The 19,222-nt window shown below is 34.9% G+C and carries 16 protein-coding genes; 15 read left to right on the top strand and 1 reads right to left on the bottom strand.

Annotated elements, in window-relative coordinates:
- The first annotated feature begins 194 nt into the window (after positions 1-194).
- Positions 195-1,175, top strand: a complete 981-nt coding sequence (locus tag ACR1PN_RS09120; RefSeq protein WP_433979782.1) for an acyl transferase — start codon at positions 195-197, stop codon at positions 1,173-1,175.
- Positions 1,176-1,296: 121 nt separating this feature from the next.
- Positions 1,297-1,842, top strand: a complete 546-nt coding sequence (locus ACR1PN_RS09115) for a hypothetical protein (protein ID WP_433979781.1) — start codon at positions 1,297-1,299, stop codon at positions 1,840-1,842.
- A 50-nt stretch (positions 1,843-1,892) separates the two neighbouring features.
- Here the strand turns inward: ACR1PN_RS09115 and aqpZ are convergent, their stop codons facing one another.
- Complete coding sequence (gene aqpZ / locus ACR1PN_RS09110) at positions 1,893-2,624, bottom strand: aquaporin Z (protein ID WP_433979869.1); 732 nt, start codon at positions 2,622-2,624, stop codon at positions 1,893-1,895.
- Positions 2,625-2,844: 220 nt separating this feature from the next.
- Between aqpZ and ACR1PN_RS09105 the strand changes: the two genes are divergently transcribed.
- The 13 genes from ACR1PN_RS09105 (at position 2,845) to ACR1PN_RS09045 (ending at position 19,181) form a co-directional block, all read left to right on the top strand.
- Positions 2,845-3,462: a DUF5715 family protein gene (locus ACR1PN_RS09105; RefSeq protein ID WP_378183379.1), complete on the top strand. Its 618-nt coding sequence runs from the start codon at positions 2,845-2,847 to the stop codon at positions 3,460-3,462.
- Between the two features lie 84 nt (positions 3,463-3,546).
- Complete coding sequence (locus tag ACR1PN_RS09100) at positions 3,547-4,287, top strand: hypothetical protein (RefSeq protein ID WP_433979780.1); 741 nt, start codon at positions 3,547-3,549, stop codon at positions 4,285-4,287.
- Between the two features lie 9 nt (positions 4,288-4,296).
- Complete coding sequence (locus ACR1PN_RS09095; protein WP_433979779.1) at positions 4,297-4,920, top strand: hypothetical protein; 624 nt, start codon at positions 4,297-4,299, stop codon at positions 4,918-4,920.
- A gap of 35 nt (positions 4,921-4,955) precedes the next feature.
- Positions 4,956-5,666, top strand: coding sequence for a sensor histidine kinase (locus tag ACR1PN_RS09090; protein WP_433979778.1), 711 nt, complete (start codon positions 4,956-4,958; stop codon positions 5,664-5,666).
- Positions 5,663-6,334, top strand: coding sequence for a response regulator transcription factor (locus ACR1PN_RS09085; RefSeq protein ID WP_433979777.1), 672 nt, complete (start codon positions 5,663-5,665; stop codon positions 6,332-6,334). The genes ACR1PN_RS09090 and ACR1PN_RS09085 overlap by 4 nt, the downstream gene beginning before the upstream one ends.
- Before the next feature lie 288 nt (positions 6,335-6,622).
- The gene (locus ACR1PN_RS09080) at positions 6,623-8,560 is read left to right on the top strand and encodes an ATP-binding cassette domain-containing protein (protein WP_433979776.1); all 1,938 of its coding nucleotides are present in this window, start codon (positions 6,623-6,625) and stop codon (positions 8,558-8,560) included.
- Between the two features lie 389 nt (positions 8,561-8,949).
- On the top strand, positions 8,950-9,306 hold the full coding sequence (locus ACR1PN_RS09075) for a hypothetical protein (RefSeq protein ID WP_433979775.1): 357 nt from the start codon (positions 8,950-8,952) through the stop codon (positions 9,304-9,306).
- Positions 9,307-9,646: 340 nt separating this feature from the next.
- On the top strand, positions 9,647-12,031 hold the full coding sequence (locus ACR1PN_RS09070; RefSeq protein ID WP_433979774.1) for a TonB-dependent receptor: 2,385 nt from the start codon (positions 9,647-9,649) through the stop codon (positions 12,029-12,031).
- Between the two features lie 28 nt (positions 12,032-12,059).
- Entirely contained in the window at positions 12,060-12,620 is a 561-nt protein-coding gene (locus ACR1PN_RS09065) for a hypothetical protein (protein ID WP_433979773.1), read from the top strand.
- Between the two features lie 141 nt (positions 12,621-12,761).
- Positions 12,762-14,093 carry a trigger factor gene (locus ACR1PN_RS09060; RefSeq protein WP_433979772.1) on the top strand — a complete coding sequence of 444 codons (1,332 nt, stop codon included), beginning with the start codon at positions 12,762-12,764 and terminating at the stop codon, positions 14,091-14,093.
- A gap of 255 nt (positions 14,094-14,348) precedes the next feature.
- Complete coding sequence (locus ACR1PN_RS09055; RefSeq protein ID WP_433979771.1) at positions 14,349-15,320, top strand: T9SS type A sorting domain-containing protein; 972 nt, start codon at positions 14,349-14,351, stop codon at positions 15,318-15,320.
- A gap of 180 nt (positions 15,321-15,500) precedes the next feature.
- Entirely contained in the window at positions 15,501-16,181 is a 681-nt protein-coding gene (locus tag ACR1PN_RS09050; protein ID WP_378182179.1) for a hypothetical protein, read from the top strand.
- A gap of 156 nt (positions 16,182-16,337) precedes the next feature.
- Positions 16,338-19,181 carry a M16 family metallopeptidase gene (locus ACR1PN_RS09045; protein ID WP_433979770.1) on the top strand — a complete coding sequence of 948 codons (2,844 nt, stop codon included), beginning with the start codon at positions 16,338-16,340 and terminating at the stop codon, positions 19,179-19,181.
- Positions 19,182-19,222 lie beyond the last annotated feature (41 nt).

The following is a 19,222-nucleotide window of genomic DNA, read 5'->3' as shown; positions in this document are numbered from 1 at the left end:
TTACCTCAATTTTTTGAGGTAATTCATGAATAAAGGTTCTACACTCTTTATTACTAATCCATATTCCGATTTTCTTGTTGCAAAAACTCGACCAAAACTAAATTTTTTGTGTAAATTATTTGTAATATTAGTAAGCTGGAATTGTAAAAGATTCATTTTGAATCAATAAGCTTGAAATTTAATCTGAGAATAAATTGAAAAATATTTTTAACATAAAGACCGAAGAAGATTTTTTGAGAGCCTGTCTCGAAACTTTTCGATTTCAATATGAAAATGTTGAGATTTACAGAAAGTTTGTGGATTACCTGAATATTGATCCACAAAATGTAAATGAATTGGCAAAAATTCCCTTTTTGCCGATTGAAATGTTTAAAAATCATCAGATTTTAAATAAAAATATTTCTACACAATTGTACTTTCAGAGTTCCGGGACTACGCAGATGAATTTGTCTAAACATTTTATTGCAGACGAAAATATTTATAAGGAAAGTATTTACAAAAGTTTCGAACAGTTTATCGGAAAGCCTGAAGATTTTATTTTCTTAGGGCTGCTGCCAAGTTATCTCGAAAAGCAGAATTCATCGCTTATCTACATGGTGGATTATTTAATGAAAAAATCAGATAAGCCTGAAAACGGATATTTTCTCTACAATCACGAAGATCTGTTCAAGCTTTTGAATGATCTAAAAGACAAAAAGGTGATTTTATTCGGAGTTTCTTTTGCGCTTTTAGATTTCTTAGATTACTGCAACTCAAACTCTCAAACCCTCAAACTCTCCGACACTTTAACTGTCATAGAAACCGGTGGAATGAAAGGCCGAAAAGAAGAGATGACCAAAGATGAACTGCTTAAAATCTTACAGGAAGGCTTTAAAACCGATAAAATTTATTCTGAATATTCGATGACTGAATTACTTTCTCAAGCGTATTCTTTGGGTGAAAATATTTACCGGTGTCCGAACTGGATGAGAATTTTGGTAAGAAATGCTGAAGATCCTTTTAATTACGAAAAAGAGGGTAGAACGGGAGCAATTAACATCATTGATCTGGCAAATATTCATTCGTGTTCATTTATTGCAACGCAGGATCTGGGGAAGACAATTGGTGATAAATTTCAGGTTTTGGGAAGAATTGATCATTCTGATATTCGTGGGTGTAGCCTTTTGGTTAGTTAGTTTATATATGGATTTCTTTGTCTTGCTGAGTGAAACGCCCTTGCGGACGAAAATATTCACAACAATTTTAGAAAAATCTTAGCAGACTTTGCGTTAAAAATATATTTTGTTTTAGAAAATCATGTTAAAAATAGAAGAACTTGTTCATGCATACATTCATTCTCAATGTGATTTTGAGAAAGAAATTGTGTTGACCAATCACTTTCAGGCAGATTGGGAAGCTGATATTTTGATTATTAATGCGGAAGGTTTCAGTCATGAAATTGAAATCAAGCTTTCAAAAAGCGATTTTAAAAATGATTTTAAAAAGTCTTATATCAATGCCTCTACTGGAGAGAAATTTCTGAAACACGACAAAATTTGCTGTGGTGATTATATTTGTAATTCTTTCAGTTTTCTTTTTCCAATGGGAATGATTGAACATTCTGTAATTCCCGAACATTGCGGAATTATAGAGTTTTATCATAATGTAGATTCCTGGGAAACTGAGTTTTATTTAATCAGGAAACCTAAAACCATTCATGAAGATTCTTACTGGAAATTAGCAGATAAAGATCTGTTCATCAGAAAAATGGCGCTGAACTTATTACAGCGGAAAATGGAAATCAAAGGAAAACATGAAGAGCTGATCTTTAAGAATCCTTTTGACATTAAGAAAACAAAATAAAAATCCCATCAACAGACGGGATTTTATCATATATATTCTAAAAAGGAATTTTATTCAGCAACAGCTTCAGAATTATTCTGCAATAAAAATTTGTAGATCAAACCGCCTACAATTCCACCTAAAATCGGAGCTACACAGAATAGCCAAAGTTGAGAAATGGCATTTCCACCAACGAAAACAGCCTGAGAAAGTGATCTTGCAGGATTTACAGACGTATTGGTAATCGGGATTGAAATCAAGTGAATCAATGTTAGAGCAAGACCAATTGCAATTCCTGCGAATTTTCCGTTGGCAAATTTGTCAGTGGCTCCCATGATGATGATCAGGAAGAAAGCAGTTAATAAAAATTCTGTTAAGAATGCTGCCCCCATAGAATATCCTTTTCCAAAATAAACGGCATCACCGTAAAAGTTGGTGGCAAAAGCTCCCGGTCCCGAAAAATCCGGTGTTCCGGAGCCTGAAAGAATATAGTATAAAGCTCCTGCAGCTGCAACAGCTCCTACGCATTGTGATACGATATACGGAACAAGCTCCTTTGCTGAAAATCTTCCACCGGCTAATAAACCGAAAGAAACAGCTGGATTAAAATGTCCACCTGAAATATGCCCGACTGCATAGGCCATAGTAAGAACAGTAAGACCAAAAGCCAGCGCAACTCCGATTAAAAGAATCCCAAGCTGCCCATTGGAAGAGGGAGCGATTTGTGAAGCAAATATTGCACTGCCACAGCCGCCGAAAACAAGCCAGAATGTGCCGAAAAATTCAGCAAAAAGTTTTTTTATCATAATGTTTATTTTAAAATGTATCTCAAATTTAAAATTAATATCTTAAATTAAGGTGATAATTTTTAAATATATTTAATTCTTGTGGGGTTATTATTTGTGAATTTAATAATATGGTACCTTGATTTATTGATAATAAATTTAGTATAAACACATATTATAGTTGAATTTTATAACATAAATGATTATTTTTAGTTTATAAATTTTTAAAGTCTCTTTAATGAAAAAGTTTCTGTTGATAATTCCGGTTATTTTCTCTCACTCTTTTCACGGTCAGAAGTCTGCAAAATCTTCGTCTTGCTATGATCTTACAGAGGTTTTAAAAGTTGAGCCAACACCGCTCTACAAGCCTCATCTTGATGCTTCAAAAAGTTTTAATGTGAAAATCCTGAAAACTACAGGTACCGTACAGAAATATATTAATAGTGGGAAATTTCATTCGGTTAACAAAAAAGGAAAAGGGTACAAAGTGCAGAAACTTGATTATAGCAGAGCATGGCTTGTCTCAAAAGCGTACCTGAATTTAGAAAGAATTGGCTCCCGGTTCAGTAAAAATACGGGTGGTGCTTACTTTACAGTTACTTCCATTACCCGTACTCTTGAAGATCAGTGTAAATTAAGAAAAGTTAATTCTAATGCAAGCCTGGGAATCAGTTCCCATAATTACGGAAATTCTTTTGATATTTCTTATGTAAGATTCAATGGGATTCACAGACCAAATCCCAAACTGGAACTAGCTTTAGAGAAGGTTCTTAAATATTATTACGATGCAGGACGTATTTATTATATTAAAGAAAAGCAGCAGAGTTGTTTTCATGTGACGGTGAGAAATTATTAAATTATTTTTATTTATTCACCGTATGTTTGCCCAGCTTGAGGGGATTCAATAAATTTATAGCGTAAACTTAAAAAAACTTTTATAATGCAAAACTTAAACAGGGAGCAGTACACTACAGCGGTACAAGGATGGATCTATGCAAAGACTGATCCCAGAAGATTGAGCGAACTTTTTCCTGAAAACTATATTTTCAATTTTACACCAGAGCAGGTAGACTGGCTTAGAAAAAACAATGCAAATAAAGAATTCTGTGCTGAAGTAGGTGTAATGGAAGGAAAATTAACAGTAATGCTTTGTCCGCTTGATGAAAAAGGTAACAAGATGGAAGTGGGCGAGGTCCCTTTTTCTGTTTTTGAACCTTTAAACGAAGATTTGAAACTGACGGAAATTCAAACTTACACCGTGGTGAAAAATGCAGTATTGTCGAAAGAAATGCGTAAAATTGACAATGATTCTGATACATTTTTTCCTTTGGCAGGCAAGCCAATCATGGAGCAGGATATAGCGATTGACTGTATTGAATCTTGGCAGGAAAACGGGCAGGACTGGTTTTATGCTGAATACAAGCAAAACGGCGGAAAAAGTATTTTCAATAAATTCTATGTTCCTTTTGATAAAATCTCTAAATATGAACTGGAAGTGAGTTTTGTTTGTTCTTTCGGATTGAAATATTCTGAAATTTACCAGAAGCAGCTTCCTGCATTGATTTTTATTTCTTTTGTAAAGAATTTGGGAGGAAGTGTAGAGACGATATCTAATACCTACGACTATGCAAAACCATGTCCGCCGATCTGTAAAATACCTGATCTGGACTTTGGAGGTTAATTTTTGAGAATGGTAGAATTTTACAAAACATTTTTGTTTTTAAATTACGGATTACTTTTAATCATAGTTTTTCTTATATTTTGGAAATTTGCCATTCTGAGTAAAAAAGAAAAACAATATGCTTATTATATTGTTTTTCTTTTTATTATTGAATTTCTCAGTTTCGCATTGCCTTATATATTAGAATCTACAGATACTTCATTTTTATATCATTATTTTATTGCAGGCGAGTTTTTTCTTTTAACAGGTATTTTTATAAGAAAGCTGAATCTGAATAAAAATTTTATACTTCTGTCAGCACTTGCTTCATTAGGATTTTTATTTGTAATTTATGGCTTAAAGGTTAGCTTTAATTATGATTTGGCAAAAATATTTTCCAATATCATTATAATAGGTCTTGTTGCAATTTTTCTTATACAGCAAATTAAAAGCGCAAAAAATACAGATCGTTTTATGTTGGTTGATGCAAGCATTTTTTTCTATTATTCGGTTTCTGTGATGGTTTTTGTTGTTTTTGCACAATTTGTTAATTTGTCTACAGAAAGTGTTTATTTAATAATGGGTGTTAATAATGTTTTCTCAACTTTTCTTTATTGTTCAATTGTTTATACTTTTTTTAAATTAAAGAAGTAACCTTAAATATCAACCTGCTTATTCTGATAATTGTAATGCTTGCGATTATCGTATGTTTTATTTTGTTGGCTTACAAAACTTTTGTAGACCGTATTATCAAAGAAAAAGAATTACAGAATCTAATAGAAATCCAACATCAGAAAGCACTGGTTTTAGAAAATACAAAAGCGCAGGAAGAAGAACGAAAACGGATTGCAATTGCAGTTCATGATGATATAGGTAATAGACTTAATATTCTTTCGTTATGGCTGAATAATCTTGATATTGAAGATGCATCTGCTTCTGAAGTAATTTCAAATCAGATTTCTCAATTGATTGATAATACAAGAAGCATTTCACACTCGCTTTATCCCGTCAATCTTGAAAAATTAGGTCTAATTTTATATATTGAAGAGCTAATCACTAATTTATCGGCAAAAATCAGTATTTCATTATATCTTTCTTCTCAATATCTTAAAAAAGATTTATTTGTGGAAGTTCAGATTTATAGAATTATTCAGGAATTTACAACTAATGTGATTAAACATTCCGGTGCAAACAGGATCGATATCCTAATTAAAGAATTTGATCATTTTACGGGGATTGTTATTGCGGATAACGGACGGGGTTTTGAGTATGAAAAAGTTAAAAAAGGAATGGGTATCAAAAATATAGAATCCAGAATCAAATCGATGGGTGCGGAATTTAAATGGAAAAGTGTGATAAATAAAGGAAGCCGACTAATTTTTAAAATCAACAAACAATGAGCGAACAGATAAAAATTGCTTTGGTAGATGATGAGCAATTAATCCTTGAAGGAGTGAAAATGCTGTTGTCAAAAGAAAAAAACTTTTCAGTAACAATGATGGCAAATGACGGTAATGTTTTTCTCGAAAACCTTGAAAATATCGACAAAGAAAATTTTCCGGATATTGCCCTTGTGGATGTTCAGATGGAGCCTATGAACGGTTTTGCGCTTGTAGAAATATTGAAAAACAGATATCCCGATCTTAAAGTTATTATTCTTTCATCACATTATAAGACATCCGTTTTGGGATATATGGTGAAGTTGGGGGTTTCTGCATTTCTGCCAAAAAATTCAAGTAAAAAAACATTTATAGAGGCCATTGCTAAAGTCTACAAAAACGGAATATTTTTCACTAATGAAGATCACGAAATGCTGCTTTCTTATATGAACAATTCTTCGAAAAAGAAATCACTCTTTGATATGAATGATGATCTTTCGGAAAGAGAGCGCGAAGTGGTAAAATTAATCTGCCAGGAATTCACCAATCATGAAATTGCGGAAAAACTTTTCATCAGCCCTCGAACGGTCGAAAGCCACAGGCAGCGTGCGATTGAGAAAATAGGCGCTAAAAATACAGTAGGAATTGTAATTTACGCCATTGTCAATAATATTTATACTCCTGCTTAAAGTGTACTCCGTAGAAATACGCAATTCTTATTTGGTAATAAATACGCACCCATAATCAAATATTTACTCTTATTTTTGTATTGTTCTTTGATGGTCTCCATGAAAAACTGATGAATTGAAATTCTGCTGAATTCAGAAATTATATTCTAGGAAAACGTTTTTTTTAAATTTAGCAGTGAGCTGTCGTTTTGGGCGGCTCTTTTTATTTTACTATCATTCATTTCTTTTCCGTATTTTTGCACCCGAAAAAGATTCATATTCAATATTCACTTTTAATATTCATTTCAAATGCTTTCGGTTCAGGGTTTAGGATTGCATCATTCGGGCAATTATTTGTTTCAAAACGTAAATTTTACCATCAAAAAAGATGATAAGATTGGCTTGGTTGGTAAAAACGGAGCGGGGAAATCTACACTTTTAAAAATGCTTTCCGGAGAAATCAACTTCTACGAAGGAAATGTAGTTCCCGAAGGAAATATTACCATCGGTTTCCTGAAACAGGATCTTGATTTTGTAAAAGGAAGAACCGTTTGGGATGAAACCATGCAGGCTTTTGAGCAGATTAATGCTTGGAAAAACGAACTGGAAGAAGTCAATCATCAAATGACCGTAAGAACGGATTATGAAAGTGATTCTTATACAGATCTGATCAATAAAATGACCGAGCTTAATGATCTTCTGATGCATCATGACGCCTATAATCTGGAAGGTGACATGGAGAAAGTGCTTTTTGGTCTCGGTTTTAAAGCGGATGATTTTAAGAAAATTACCGACGAATTTTCCGGAGGCTGGAGGATGAGAATCGAATTGGCAAAGCTTCTTCTTCAGAAGAATGACATTATGCTTCTCGATGAGCCTACCAACCACTTAGATATGGAATCTATTATCTGGCTTGAAAACTTCCTGAAAGATTATCCCGGAGCAATTGTTTTGGTCAGCCACGACAAGCAGTTTATGACAGCGGTTTGTAACCGTACTTTTGATATCAACAACAAAAAAGTTGATGATTATAAAGCCAATTATTCCAAATACCTGATTATGCGTGAAGATCGCCGTGAAAAACTGATTCAGGCTAAAAAGAATCAGGATGCGGAAATCAAGCAAATGGAAGACAATATCAATAAATTCCGTGCAAGTGCAACGAAAGCTTCTTTTGCGCAGTCTTTGATCAAAAAATTAGATAAAATCGAGCGTATTGAAGTTGATAATGAAGATGTTTCTAAATTCAATATCCGTTTCGTACAGTCACAAGTTCCCGGGAAGGTTATTTTCGAAGCTGAAAATCTTGGGAAATCTTATGGTGAAAAACAGATTTTCGATGGTGTTGATTTCATCGTTCAGAGAGGTGACCGAATTGCACTTCTTGGACAAAATGGACAAGGAAAAACAACTTTAGCAAAAATTCTTGCCGGAGATATTAAAGATTATTCAGGAAGCTGGAACTTAGGGCATAATGTAAACATTGGTTATTTCGCACAAAATCAGGAGGAAGTTTTAACTCCAAATAAAACCGTTCAGGAAGAAGCGGAAGATGCTGCAACCGAAGAGACAAGACCAAGAGTAAGAGATTTATTAGGATCTTTCCTTTTTCAGGGTGAGGCGGTGAATAAAAAAACAAAAGTGCTTTCCGGAGGAGAGAGAAATAGACTGGCGCTTTGTAAACTGTTGTTACGTCCGTTCAATACGTTGATTATGGATGAGCCTACCAATCACCTTGATATTCAGTCTAAGGAAATTATTAAATTGGCGCTCCAGAAGTTTGAAGGTACGTTAATTGTCATTTCGCACGACAGAGAATTCTTACAGGGACTTTGTGATAAGATCTACGAATTCCGTGACGGTAAAATGAAAGAATTCTTAGGCGATATCAACGAATACCTTGAATTCAGACAGAAAGAATCTATCAGAGAAATTTCTGCTGAAAAAGCAAAACTCCACGGCGAGGAAGCTAAGGTTGAGGTGAAGGCTAAAAAAGTTGAAGAAAAACCAACAAACAGCAACCTGCAACCAACAACCATCGTCAGTAAAGAACAAAAAAGTATTCAAAATAAATTAAAGAAAGTAGAAGAAAAAATTTCTGAGCTTGAATTAAAAATTGAAGAATTTGAAGCTACTTTCACCAAAGAAAATCCTTCTGAAGAAACTTTAGAAAAATACAACAAAACCAAAGAAGACCTCGATCTTGCTTTGCAGGAATGGGAACATTTGGGAACACAATTAGATTAATTTCTGAATTTAAAATATTAGAAAGATGGACTTTGGTTCATCTTTTTTTGTGAGATATGTGATGTACCTAAAAGAAGTTTTCTCAATCAGAAAATCTCGTGATGAATCTTTGCTCCGTAGGAGCAATCTGTTAATAGAATGTACAATTAAAATGTTTAGAGAGCTCCGTAGGAGCGACCTGTTAAAAAATAAGTTGAAAAATTGCTCCGTAGGTGCAAAACCTTTGTAGCATAATTGACAACGATGAAATTTGAGCTCCGTAGGAGCGAAACTTTAAAATATCAATTTTTATCAATTTAAAATAATATTTTCTCTATAAATAATGTATTGTTGTTCAAATTTTAATCTTTATTGAAATCCTTTTCAATAATTTTTTATAATTTTGCGTCATGATTTTCAAGGAAAGCCGACAATTAAAAAGCTTTATCTCAAAACTGATGTTTGGGATTTACTTTTTTGCATTGTTTTCTTCAAGCTTTCACAGTCATGATTCTGCAGATGTTTTTGTAGGTTTTCACTTCAAAAAATCGGAGAATAACATTTCAAAATCTGAAGCGAAAGAAAAAGCCGGCGACTGTTTAGCCTGTCATTTCTTAGCTACAGGAAACACACTTTTACCTGAGGAATTTAGTTTCACTTTGATCAAACATACTCATGAGGTAGAGCAGATTATTACTGTACAGGAAAAAATCTGGTCACAAACTAAATTTTCTTTTCAACTTCGCGGTCCACCCGCAATTTCATAATCTATAGATTCTTTTCGGATTTTTTTGCTTTAAATTTTTCAAAGTTTGAATAATTTTAAATGCATGATGTATTTTAATTAAACTGGCTCTGTTTTTTAACTATTAAGGTTAATTTAGGAGTAAAGTTTTATTAAGAACATATAGTTTAAGCTATATCTTAAAAGCAAAGCTCAACTTAATTATTCTAAACTGCTTAAATAAATCTTAATGGTTCAAAATTGAGCGTAAAGATTTAAAATTTAATTAAAAAATCCAATTCAAAATTTTAACGAAAGTATGTTCATGTTGTTCATTTAGTGATAATGAATAATCTGAAACATACGCAATCTATCTATTTACAATGAAATTGATATATAGTGTACTGCTTATCCTTTTCGGATTTGCATTGACAAACGCACAGAAGACTTATACCGTTGAAGGAACTGTTCAGGATTTTCACGATAAAACCATGCTTGAAAATGCAGTGGTGAAAATCGGAGATTATACTGCAAAAACAGATAAAAAAGGTAAGTTTTTATTTAATAATATTCCTGCAGGAAAATATCAGCTCATTGCAAAGCATCCTCTGTGCGATGATTATACTGAAAATGTGGGAGTCGACAGAGATTTGCATTTAGCCATTACTTTAGAGCATCACATTGGCGATATCGAAACCGTTACCATTCACGGAAGTCACAAAACAAAAGGTTCTGTGATTATGAGAACACTCGATAAAACTGAAATCGAGCGAAATTCCACGGAAAATCTAGGGAATTTACTGACAAGAATTTCAGGAGTAACCGCTTTGAAAACAGGAAATAATATTTCAAAACCTGTGATTCGTGGTTTGTACGGAAGCCGTATTTCTATTCTGAATAATGGAGTGAAAATGGCAGAGCAGGAATGGGGAGTTGAGCACGCTCCGAATGTTGATGTGAACGATTTTGAACACATTGATGTTATCAAAGGTGCATCCGCATTAAAATATGGAAATGAAGGAGTAGGCGGAGTTGTCGTTTTGGAACCGGCCATTTCACCAAAGAAAGATACGATCATGGGAAGTGTGAAACTTTCAGGGATTTCTAATGGAAGGGGAGGTGAAATTGCTGTAAACGTTGCCAAAAGCTGGGAAAGCCAATGGTTTGTAAAAACGGGAGGAAGTTACAGAAAAACGGGAGATCAGTACGTTCCGCATCATACATTGCAGAATACGGGTCAGGAATTTAATTCTTTTAATTTCTCTTTCGGAAAACACAGTTTTTTACAAGGCTTTGATGTTTCGTATAGCGGAATTAATCAGGAATTTGGGATTTACAGAGGCGCACATTTATCGAGTCCTGAAGATTTTTACAATGCCGTAAATTTCGGACAACCTTTTTATCTTGATAATTTTACTTATGATATCGATAATCCGAAACAGCAAGTTGAGCATCATATCGCAAAGCTTTCTGCGTACAGACGTTTTGAAGATTTCGGAAAGCTGACTTTTCAATACAGTTTTCAGCTGAACCGTAGAAAAGAATTCGACATCAGAAGAGGAGAGTTGAGCAATCTTCCTTCAATGGATTTGAGATTGATCACCCATTCTGCAAGTCTGGTTCATTTAATTGAGCGTAGTAATTGGAGCTTAGAAAGCGGAATTTCTGCTGCTTTTCAGGATAATTTTCCCGATCCGGCTACGAAAGCAAGACGTTTGATTCCGGATTATTACCGATATGATGGTGGAGCTTTCTCTGTTTTTAAATATAAGTTTAGCTCAAAATTAAATGCTGAAGCTGCGGCAAGATATGATTTCAGCAGATATGATGCGTATAAATATTATGATTCTGATAAATGGAATGATAATTACGCAGATCAGTTTCCGGAATTCTTTGTAAGCGAATCAGGAAGCAGAATTTTAACGAGACCTATTCTTGATTATCATAATTTCTCTGCAAATGTGGGATTAGATTATAAACCGACTCAGAGTTTTGAATTTAAACTGAACTTATCCAGAGTAGACAGAAGCCCGAACGCTGCTGAATTATTTTCAGACGGACTCCATCATTCTGCAGCGGTAATGGAAGAGGGAAATTTAAATATCAAAAAAGAAACAGTTTATAATGTTAATCTTTCATTGGCAGGTCAGTTTGACGTCTTGAAAGGTCTTCATATTGAAGCTAATCCTTATTTGATGATGTCGGATAATTTTGTCAATCAGATTCCGACAAGTGTTTTGAATACAAACAGAGGGGTCTTTCCGGTTTGGGCGTATCAGCAGATTAAAGCAAGAATTTATGGTTTGGATGCAGATGCAGAACTATCCATTTTAAATAACTTAAAATGGAAATCAGGATTCAGTATTCTGAGAGGTGACGATCTCTCGAATAATGAACCGCTGATTCTAATGATGCCTGCAAAACTGAGAAATTCGGTTGAGCTTAATCTAAACAAGCCTAAAAATTTCTATGTTACCTTGGAAAACGAGAGTACATTTAAGCAAAGCCGTTTTCCGATAAGAAATTTACCGGTAACTTTTATTAAAGACGGAGAGGAAATAAATGAAATCGTTGATTTCAGTTCTACGCCTTCTGCGTTTACCTTATTCAATGCTTCTGTGGGAGCAGATTTAATCAAAAATCTGAATTTAAATTTCAGAATCAATAACATTTTTAATGTAGAGTATCGCGAATATCTGAACAGGCTCAGATATTATATGTACGAACCCGGAAGGAATTTCGTCGTGACTCTTAAATACAATTTCTAATTATTAATACTTAAAATTTAAAATTAAAATGAAAAAAATATTCAACCTAACATTAGTTTTATTCGCTGCACTTTTGGTCTTTTCATGTAGAAATGACGATGATGCTATTCCTGAGGATGTGCACGAGCATGACGAAATCGGTAAAGTAGTTCTAAAACTTACAAATAAGGCTGATGTAACTGATATTCAGACTGTCAATGTTATTTCAGGTGTCGCGGATGGTCATTTACATTTACATGCAGGTGATACGTATTTGGCTGAATTAGATTTCCAGATCAAACATGATGATCATTACCATTCTTCAGACGAGATTGAAGAAGAAAAAGATCATCATTTCATTACATTTAATCCTGCAAATGCAGATATTGTTGTCTTGAGAGCTTCAAATGATATTGTAAGAACAGACGGTCAGAAATTAGGATTGAGAACCGAATGGACAATTAATTCGACACAATCAACAGGGAAAATGAATATTAAATTAATTCATGGCCCTGCAACAGTGAATCAGAATTATCCTTCTGCAACTAATCAGCTTGGGCAAACTACAGGTGGTGAAACAGATGTTGATATTACGGTTGATGCACACTAAAATCTGATCCGGACAAATTTTTAATATTACAAAAAGGCATTATTTCGATAATGTCTTTTTTATTTTAACGTATTATAACAAAACGAATGGCTTGTTTTAATAAAAAATTCATATTTTTGCAACCTAAAATTTTAATCGATAATGAACGTTACAGCTCAAAATCATGATGATGTAAGTGCATTGCTTACAGTGACATTAGAAAAATCTGACTACAAAGATAAAGTAGAGAAGCAATTGATTAACTATGCGAAAAACGCACAGGTTCCTGGTTTCAGAAAAGGAAAAGTGCCTTTGAGTATGGTAAGAAAGCAGTATGAAGCAGGTATTGCATTTGAAGAAATCAACAAGCAGGTTTCTGATGCTTTAAACAACTATATCAACGAAAACAAATTGAGATTGGTTGGTCAGCCGGTTCCACAGCCTGTAAATGATTTTAATCATAACGCAGAGAAATTGGAAGTAGCTTTCGAAGTAGGTTTCGAGCCTGAATTCTCTATCGATCTTTCTAAATATGAAGCTGCACACTACAAAGTAGCTGCTTCTGAAAAAGAAATCAACAAGAGCATTGAAAATATGCAGAAACGTTTTGCTGAGCAAGTTCCGCAAGACAAGATCACTAAAGATTCTTATGTAGCTTTAGAAATTACTCAGGTAGTTGAAGATGCAGAAGGAGAGCACCACCACCATCCAAAGAATACTACGATTACTGCTGAAAACAAAGCGGCTTTCAAATTGGTAAAATCTTTAAAAATGGATGAATCTGTAAAAGTTTCTAAAGAAACTCTTGCTTCTGACGAAGATTTGGCTAAAGAATTAGGGTTCTCTAAAGAAGAAGTTGAGCATTTACACCACGCTGAAGTTGAGGTGAAAGTAAAAGATTTCTATTCTTTGAATCTTGCTGAACTAAACCAGGAACTTTTCGATAAAGTTTATGGCGAAGGAAACATCAAATCTGAAGAAGAATTGAAAGAAAAAGTAAAATCTGAATTGGATGAGTACTTCCAGCAGAATGCAGACGTACACTTTGTAAACAAAGTGTTGGAGCAGGTTTCTGAAAAAGAAGAAGTAAAACTTCCTGAAGCATTCTTAGTAAAATGGTTAATGTTCTCAAACCAGAACATCCAGTCTGAAGATCAGGCAAAAGAAATTCTTGAAGCTGAGAAAAACCAGTTGAAATATCAGATCATCGAAGGTAAATTGATGAGCGAGAACGAAATTCAGTTAGATTATGCTGACGTTTTGGCACAGGCTGAGCAATTGGTAAAAAATCAATTGGCAATCTACGGGATCCACCACTTAGGAGACGAAGAAGTTCAGAAATATGCAGTTGAAATGTTGAAAGACCAGGAGCAGGTAAGACAAATTTCTTCTGAAGTGGCAATGGCTAAGTTGAAAGATGTCATCCTTGAGAAAGCGACTAAAAAGGAAACTGAAATCTCTCACGACGAGTTTTTAGAAGAACTGAAGAAATAATTTATTTTTCATATAAATATTTAAACCCCTTTCAAGAAATTGAGAGGGGTTTGTTTTGATCTCACATCAGATTTAGAACATATAAAATACAGCGAATAATATTATTCAATATCAAGCAAATTATGCTAAATAAATTATCTGCGTCAACCGCTTCATCATACAAAATTTTGTAATACCCAAGACGATGTACAATGTAAAACCTTAATTTTGATATCATTAAGAAATCGTATATTTAAAATCACAAAAATGGTTATTATGAAAAAAATTCTATTTTCTATTGGTTATTTCTTACATGCATCAGTTATCCCTAAAGGAATGAGAAGCAGAAGACTGTGGCTTATTATATTGCTATTCGCACTCATGTTGCCTTCAAACTTTAAAGCGCAAGGAAGTTTTAGCATTTTGCCGGGTGTCACTAATGAAGACGCAGCCTTTCCGGGACCATATTCAAACGCTCCAAGACAATTTCAGATCCTTATCGCTCACGCACCGATCTCTTTATTTACCAACAAATACATTACCTCGATCTCCTTCAGTCTCCAGGGGTCTTATACCAATGCATGGCCACTCACTGATACGACATTCGGCAGCTATGAGATTTACCTCAGCAAAGGAGTGACCCCTCCCAATATGCAAATGAACTTTGCAGCTAATATTGTCGGGACTCAGACGATGGTAAAATCGGGAAGCCTTATGATTCCTGCAGGCTCAGTTCCTGCCGGGAACAGCAGTAATCCTTACGCTTATACGCTTGTATTCGATACACCTTATCTTTATACGGGCGGAAATTTGGTTATAGAAATACGTCATACAGGGCATAATAATCCTGTTGATATTCCTGTAAGAACAATAGATACAAATACTATGGTGAATACGACCTATTTCTCAGCATGTTGGCAGCAGGATAATGGGATTACCAAGTTTAATTTTCCTTTCATCAGAATCAATTCTGTGCAAAGTCTGGAAGGTCTGGGCGTAAAGTCTGTGACGATTGATGAAGGCTTCTCTGTCTACCCGAATCCTGTAAAAGACTACCTGTATGTAAAGGGGGACAAAGAAATTACAGAGATCAATGTATTTAACGCTGCAGGCCAGAAAATATTATCACAAAAGAATAAGGCTAATGTTCCGAAGCTGGGGACATCCTCATTGTCGAAAGGAGTTTATTTTCTGCAGATGATTGACAAAGAAGGTAATTCTACTTCTGCAAAGTTTGTAAAAGAATAGTTCTTGTAAAATATTGGGTTAAAAAAATTGAAAACCTTCGGAATGCCGAAGGTTTTTATGTGCGGAACGACTCATGTCATTCAATATGATTATCTTTATCACTTTAATTTAACAACGAAACTGAAATGCTTTTAAAAGCAGACACGGTTTCACAAAACTTTAAACAAATAAATATTTAATATGAAAAAGATCATCATTCCAATTTTCTGTGCTGTTTTGCTAAGTACCTCCGTCAATGCAACCGTACCAACCGCAACGGCTTCTGAATCGAATGTAAAAGTACAGCTTTCTCCACAACAGATCATCGATAAATATCTGGAAGCTCTTGGAGGAAAAGCAAAACTGGAATCTGTAAAATCGTCTGTAAGTGAGGATGTAATTTCTACCCAGGGAATGGAAATAAAATCTGTCACCAAGAAGATGGGGAACAAGTTCAAATCTGTACAGAATATCATGGGACAGGAAATTGTAAGTGTTTTTAACGGAGAGAAAGGTCATTCTAACCAGACCGGGACAAAAGTTGATTTTACTCCGGACAGAATTACCGAGCTGAAGAAAGGAAAAACCATCGATGCGCTTGGATTAGATGCTTCTAAATTTACTTCAGCCGTTGAAACTTTAGAGGGTAAAAGCTATAATGTTCTGGTTTCTGAAGGTGTGAAATTATATTTTGACAGTTCTACAGGCTTGCTTTACAAAACTGGAAATGCAATGAGCGGAGCTGTCATAAAAAGTTATATTACCGTTGACGGCATCAAATTTCCTGAGCAGATCGAAGCTGAAGGCGGCGGACAAAAAGTGGTTATCAAAACTACAAAAGTAGTCGTTAATTCCGGGGTAACCGATGCAGATTTCCAGTAATCATTAATAAATATACAATTAAACCGGTTTTAAACCGGTTTTTTTATTTTTAAAACTTTAACGCAAGTTTAACTAAAATAATAGTGATTAAATTTCTTGGCGTTGTGATAAATATTTAATTTTATCCCCGATAAAAGAGTTAAATAATCAAATTATATGAAAAAAATTCTATCGTCAGTTGCGGCAGTTGTTTTGATGTCGTCAATGGCATTTGCACAGAATATCCCGATGGATCCGTCTGTAAGAACAGGTACTCTTCCAAACGGAATGAAATACTACATCAAGAAAAATACATTGCCAGAGAAAAAAGTAGATTTCAGACTGGCCATCAATGCAGGCTCTATCCTTGAAGATGAAAACCAGAGAGGTCTTGCCCATTTTATGGAGCACATGAACTTCAACGGAACCAAAAACTTTCCGGATAATAAGCTTGTAGATTTCTTACAGTCGATTGGTGTAAAATTTGGGCAACACCTTAATGCTTACACAAGTTTTGACGAAACCGTTTATATGCTTCCTGTTCCTTTAGACAAACCGGAAAATCTTGACTCCGGATTAAAAGTAATGGAAGACTGGGCGTTCAACGCAACGCTTACTGATGAGCAGATCAACAAAGAAAGAGGAGTTGTATTGGAAGAGCTAAGATTAGGATTAGGAGCAGACAAAAGAATGTCTGATAAATACCTTCCTAAAATGCTTTATAAATCTCAGTACGCAAACAGATTACCGATCGGAACTAAAGAAGTTTTAGAGAATTTTAAACCTGATGTAATCAGACAGTTCCACAAAGATTGGTACAGACCGGATTTGATGGCGATTGTTGTTGTAGGAGACATTAATGTAGATGAGGTTGAGAAAAAAATCAAAACCAATTTCGGAAAATACAAAAACCCTTCTAAGCCAAGAGAAAGAAAAGTTTTTGACCTGCCAAACCACAATGAAACTTTAGTTGCTATTGAAACTGATCCGGATGCAACCAATTCTATGGTTCAGTTTATCATGAAAGATAAAGAAGCATATGCACCGGACGTTACTGTTGAGCAATACAACCAGAGTTTAGTTGAAAACCTTGCTACAACAATGTTGAACAACAGATTGAGAGAGTTGGTAAATTCCAATAATCCTCCGTTTACATTCGGTTCTGTGTATCATGGCGGAACCTACGCAAGAACGAAGGAAGCTTTCCAGGGATTTGCGATGGTAAAAGAAGGAAACCAGCTGAGCGCATTGAAGGTTCTTCTGGAAGAAACGGAGAGAGCAAAGAGATTTGGCTTTACGCAGAGTGAATTAGACAGGGCAAAATCTCAGATCATGTCTAATATGGAAAGATCTTACAACAACCGCGACAAAACAGAAAGCGACATGTTGGTAGATGAGTATGTAAGAAACTTTCTGGAGCAGGAACCGATGCCGGGAATTGCTTGGGAATATGAAGATACAAAGTCTTTCTTACCAACCGTAACTTTAGCCCAGACCAACGAGGTAATCAAAAAAATGGTGAAAGAAGACAGTAGGGTAATTGTGATTACGGGTCCTAAAAAAGACAATGTCACCATGCCTACTGAAGCTTTGGTTTTAAAAACTTTCGATGATGTAAAATTGGCTGATCTTAAACCTTACGAAGAAAAAGCAACGATTAAAAATTTAGTAAAACCATTCAAATCTGATGGTAAAATTACTAAAACTGAAACCGATGCAAAATTAGGAACTACAACATGGACTTTAAGCAACGGCGCAAAAGTTACATTCAAAAAGACCGACTTTAAAGATGACGAAATTGTTTTCTCAGCAAGAAGTTTGGGTGGAAATTCATTATTGAATGATGCTGATTACAACAAAACACAGTTTGCCTATCAGGCTCTAACGGAAGCTGGAGTTGCAGGGGCTTCAAAAGCTGATCTTACAAATTATTTGGCCGGAAAGCAGGTGATGGTAAACCCTTACATCAGCAGCACTTTAGAAGGGGTTTTTGGTAGAACAAACCAAAAAGATCTGAGCACGGCAATGGAATTAATGTATGCTTATTTTACAAGCTTAAATTACAGCCCTGAAGCATTTAATGCTTACAAAATTAAGCAGTCTGCTATGCTGGATAACTTATTGTCTAATCCGCAGACCTATTTCTCTAGTGAGCACGCTAAATTTACGAATCAGAAAAACCCAAGATTTATCGGTATTCTTCCATTGGAAAAAGATTGGGCAGCTACTGATTATAAAAAGGCTTATGATGTTTACAAAGAGAAATTTGCAAACGCCGGAAACTTCCATTTCTATTTTGTAGGAAATATTGATGAAGCTAAATTTAAAAATGAAGTTTTACAGTATATCGCAAGCTTACCGACAACAGGAAAATCAACGAATTTCAGAGATACCGGATACAGAGGAATTACAGGAGACCACACGAGAGTGTACAAAAAAGGAAAAGATCCTAAGAGTATGGTGCAGATTGTTTACTCCGGAGAGACCCCTTATAATGAAAAAGAAGCGTTGGCTCTTTCAGCTTTAGGTGAGGTGGCTACCATCAAAGTTATTGAAAAACTGAGAGAAGACGAAAGTGGAATCTACGGTGGTGGTGCAAGAGGCTACATGGGGAAAGTTCCTTACGGAAGCTATTCATTCAGCCTAAGTTTCCCTTGCGGACCTGAAAATGCTGATAAATTAACGAAAAGTGCTATCACTGAACTTCAGAAGCTTATCGACAAAGGCCCTGAACAAAAAGATCTAGATAAGTATAAAGAAGGAGAGATGAACGATTATAAAACGGACATCAAAGACAATAATTACTGGATGAATGCTTTATCTAAAAACCAATTGGACGGAAGCGATAAGTATGAGATCCTGAACTATCAGGAAAAAGTAAAAGCGCTAACTGTAAAAGATCTGCAGGATGTTGCCAAGAAATATCTTACGAAAAACAGAGTGATTGCTACTTTAATGCCTGAAGACGGATGGGAAGCTGCTGCTCCTAAAAAAGAAGCTGCCGCAGTCAAAGCGAAATAATCTTAGTCGATTACATATAATGAAAACCACCGCAGGATTTT

The organism is Chryseobacterium sp. RLHN22 (assembly GCF_051011795.1).
Classification (GTDB): Bacteria; Bacteroidota; Bacteroidia; order Flavobacteriales; family Weeksellaceae; genus Chryseobacterium; species Chryseobacterium zhengzhouense.
This window is presented reverse-complemented; position numbering and strand designations above follow the sequence as displayed.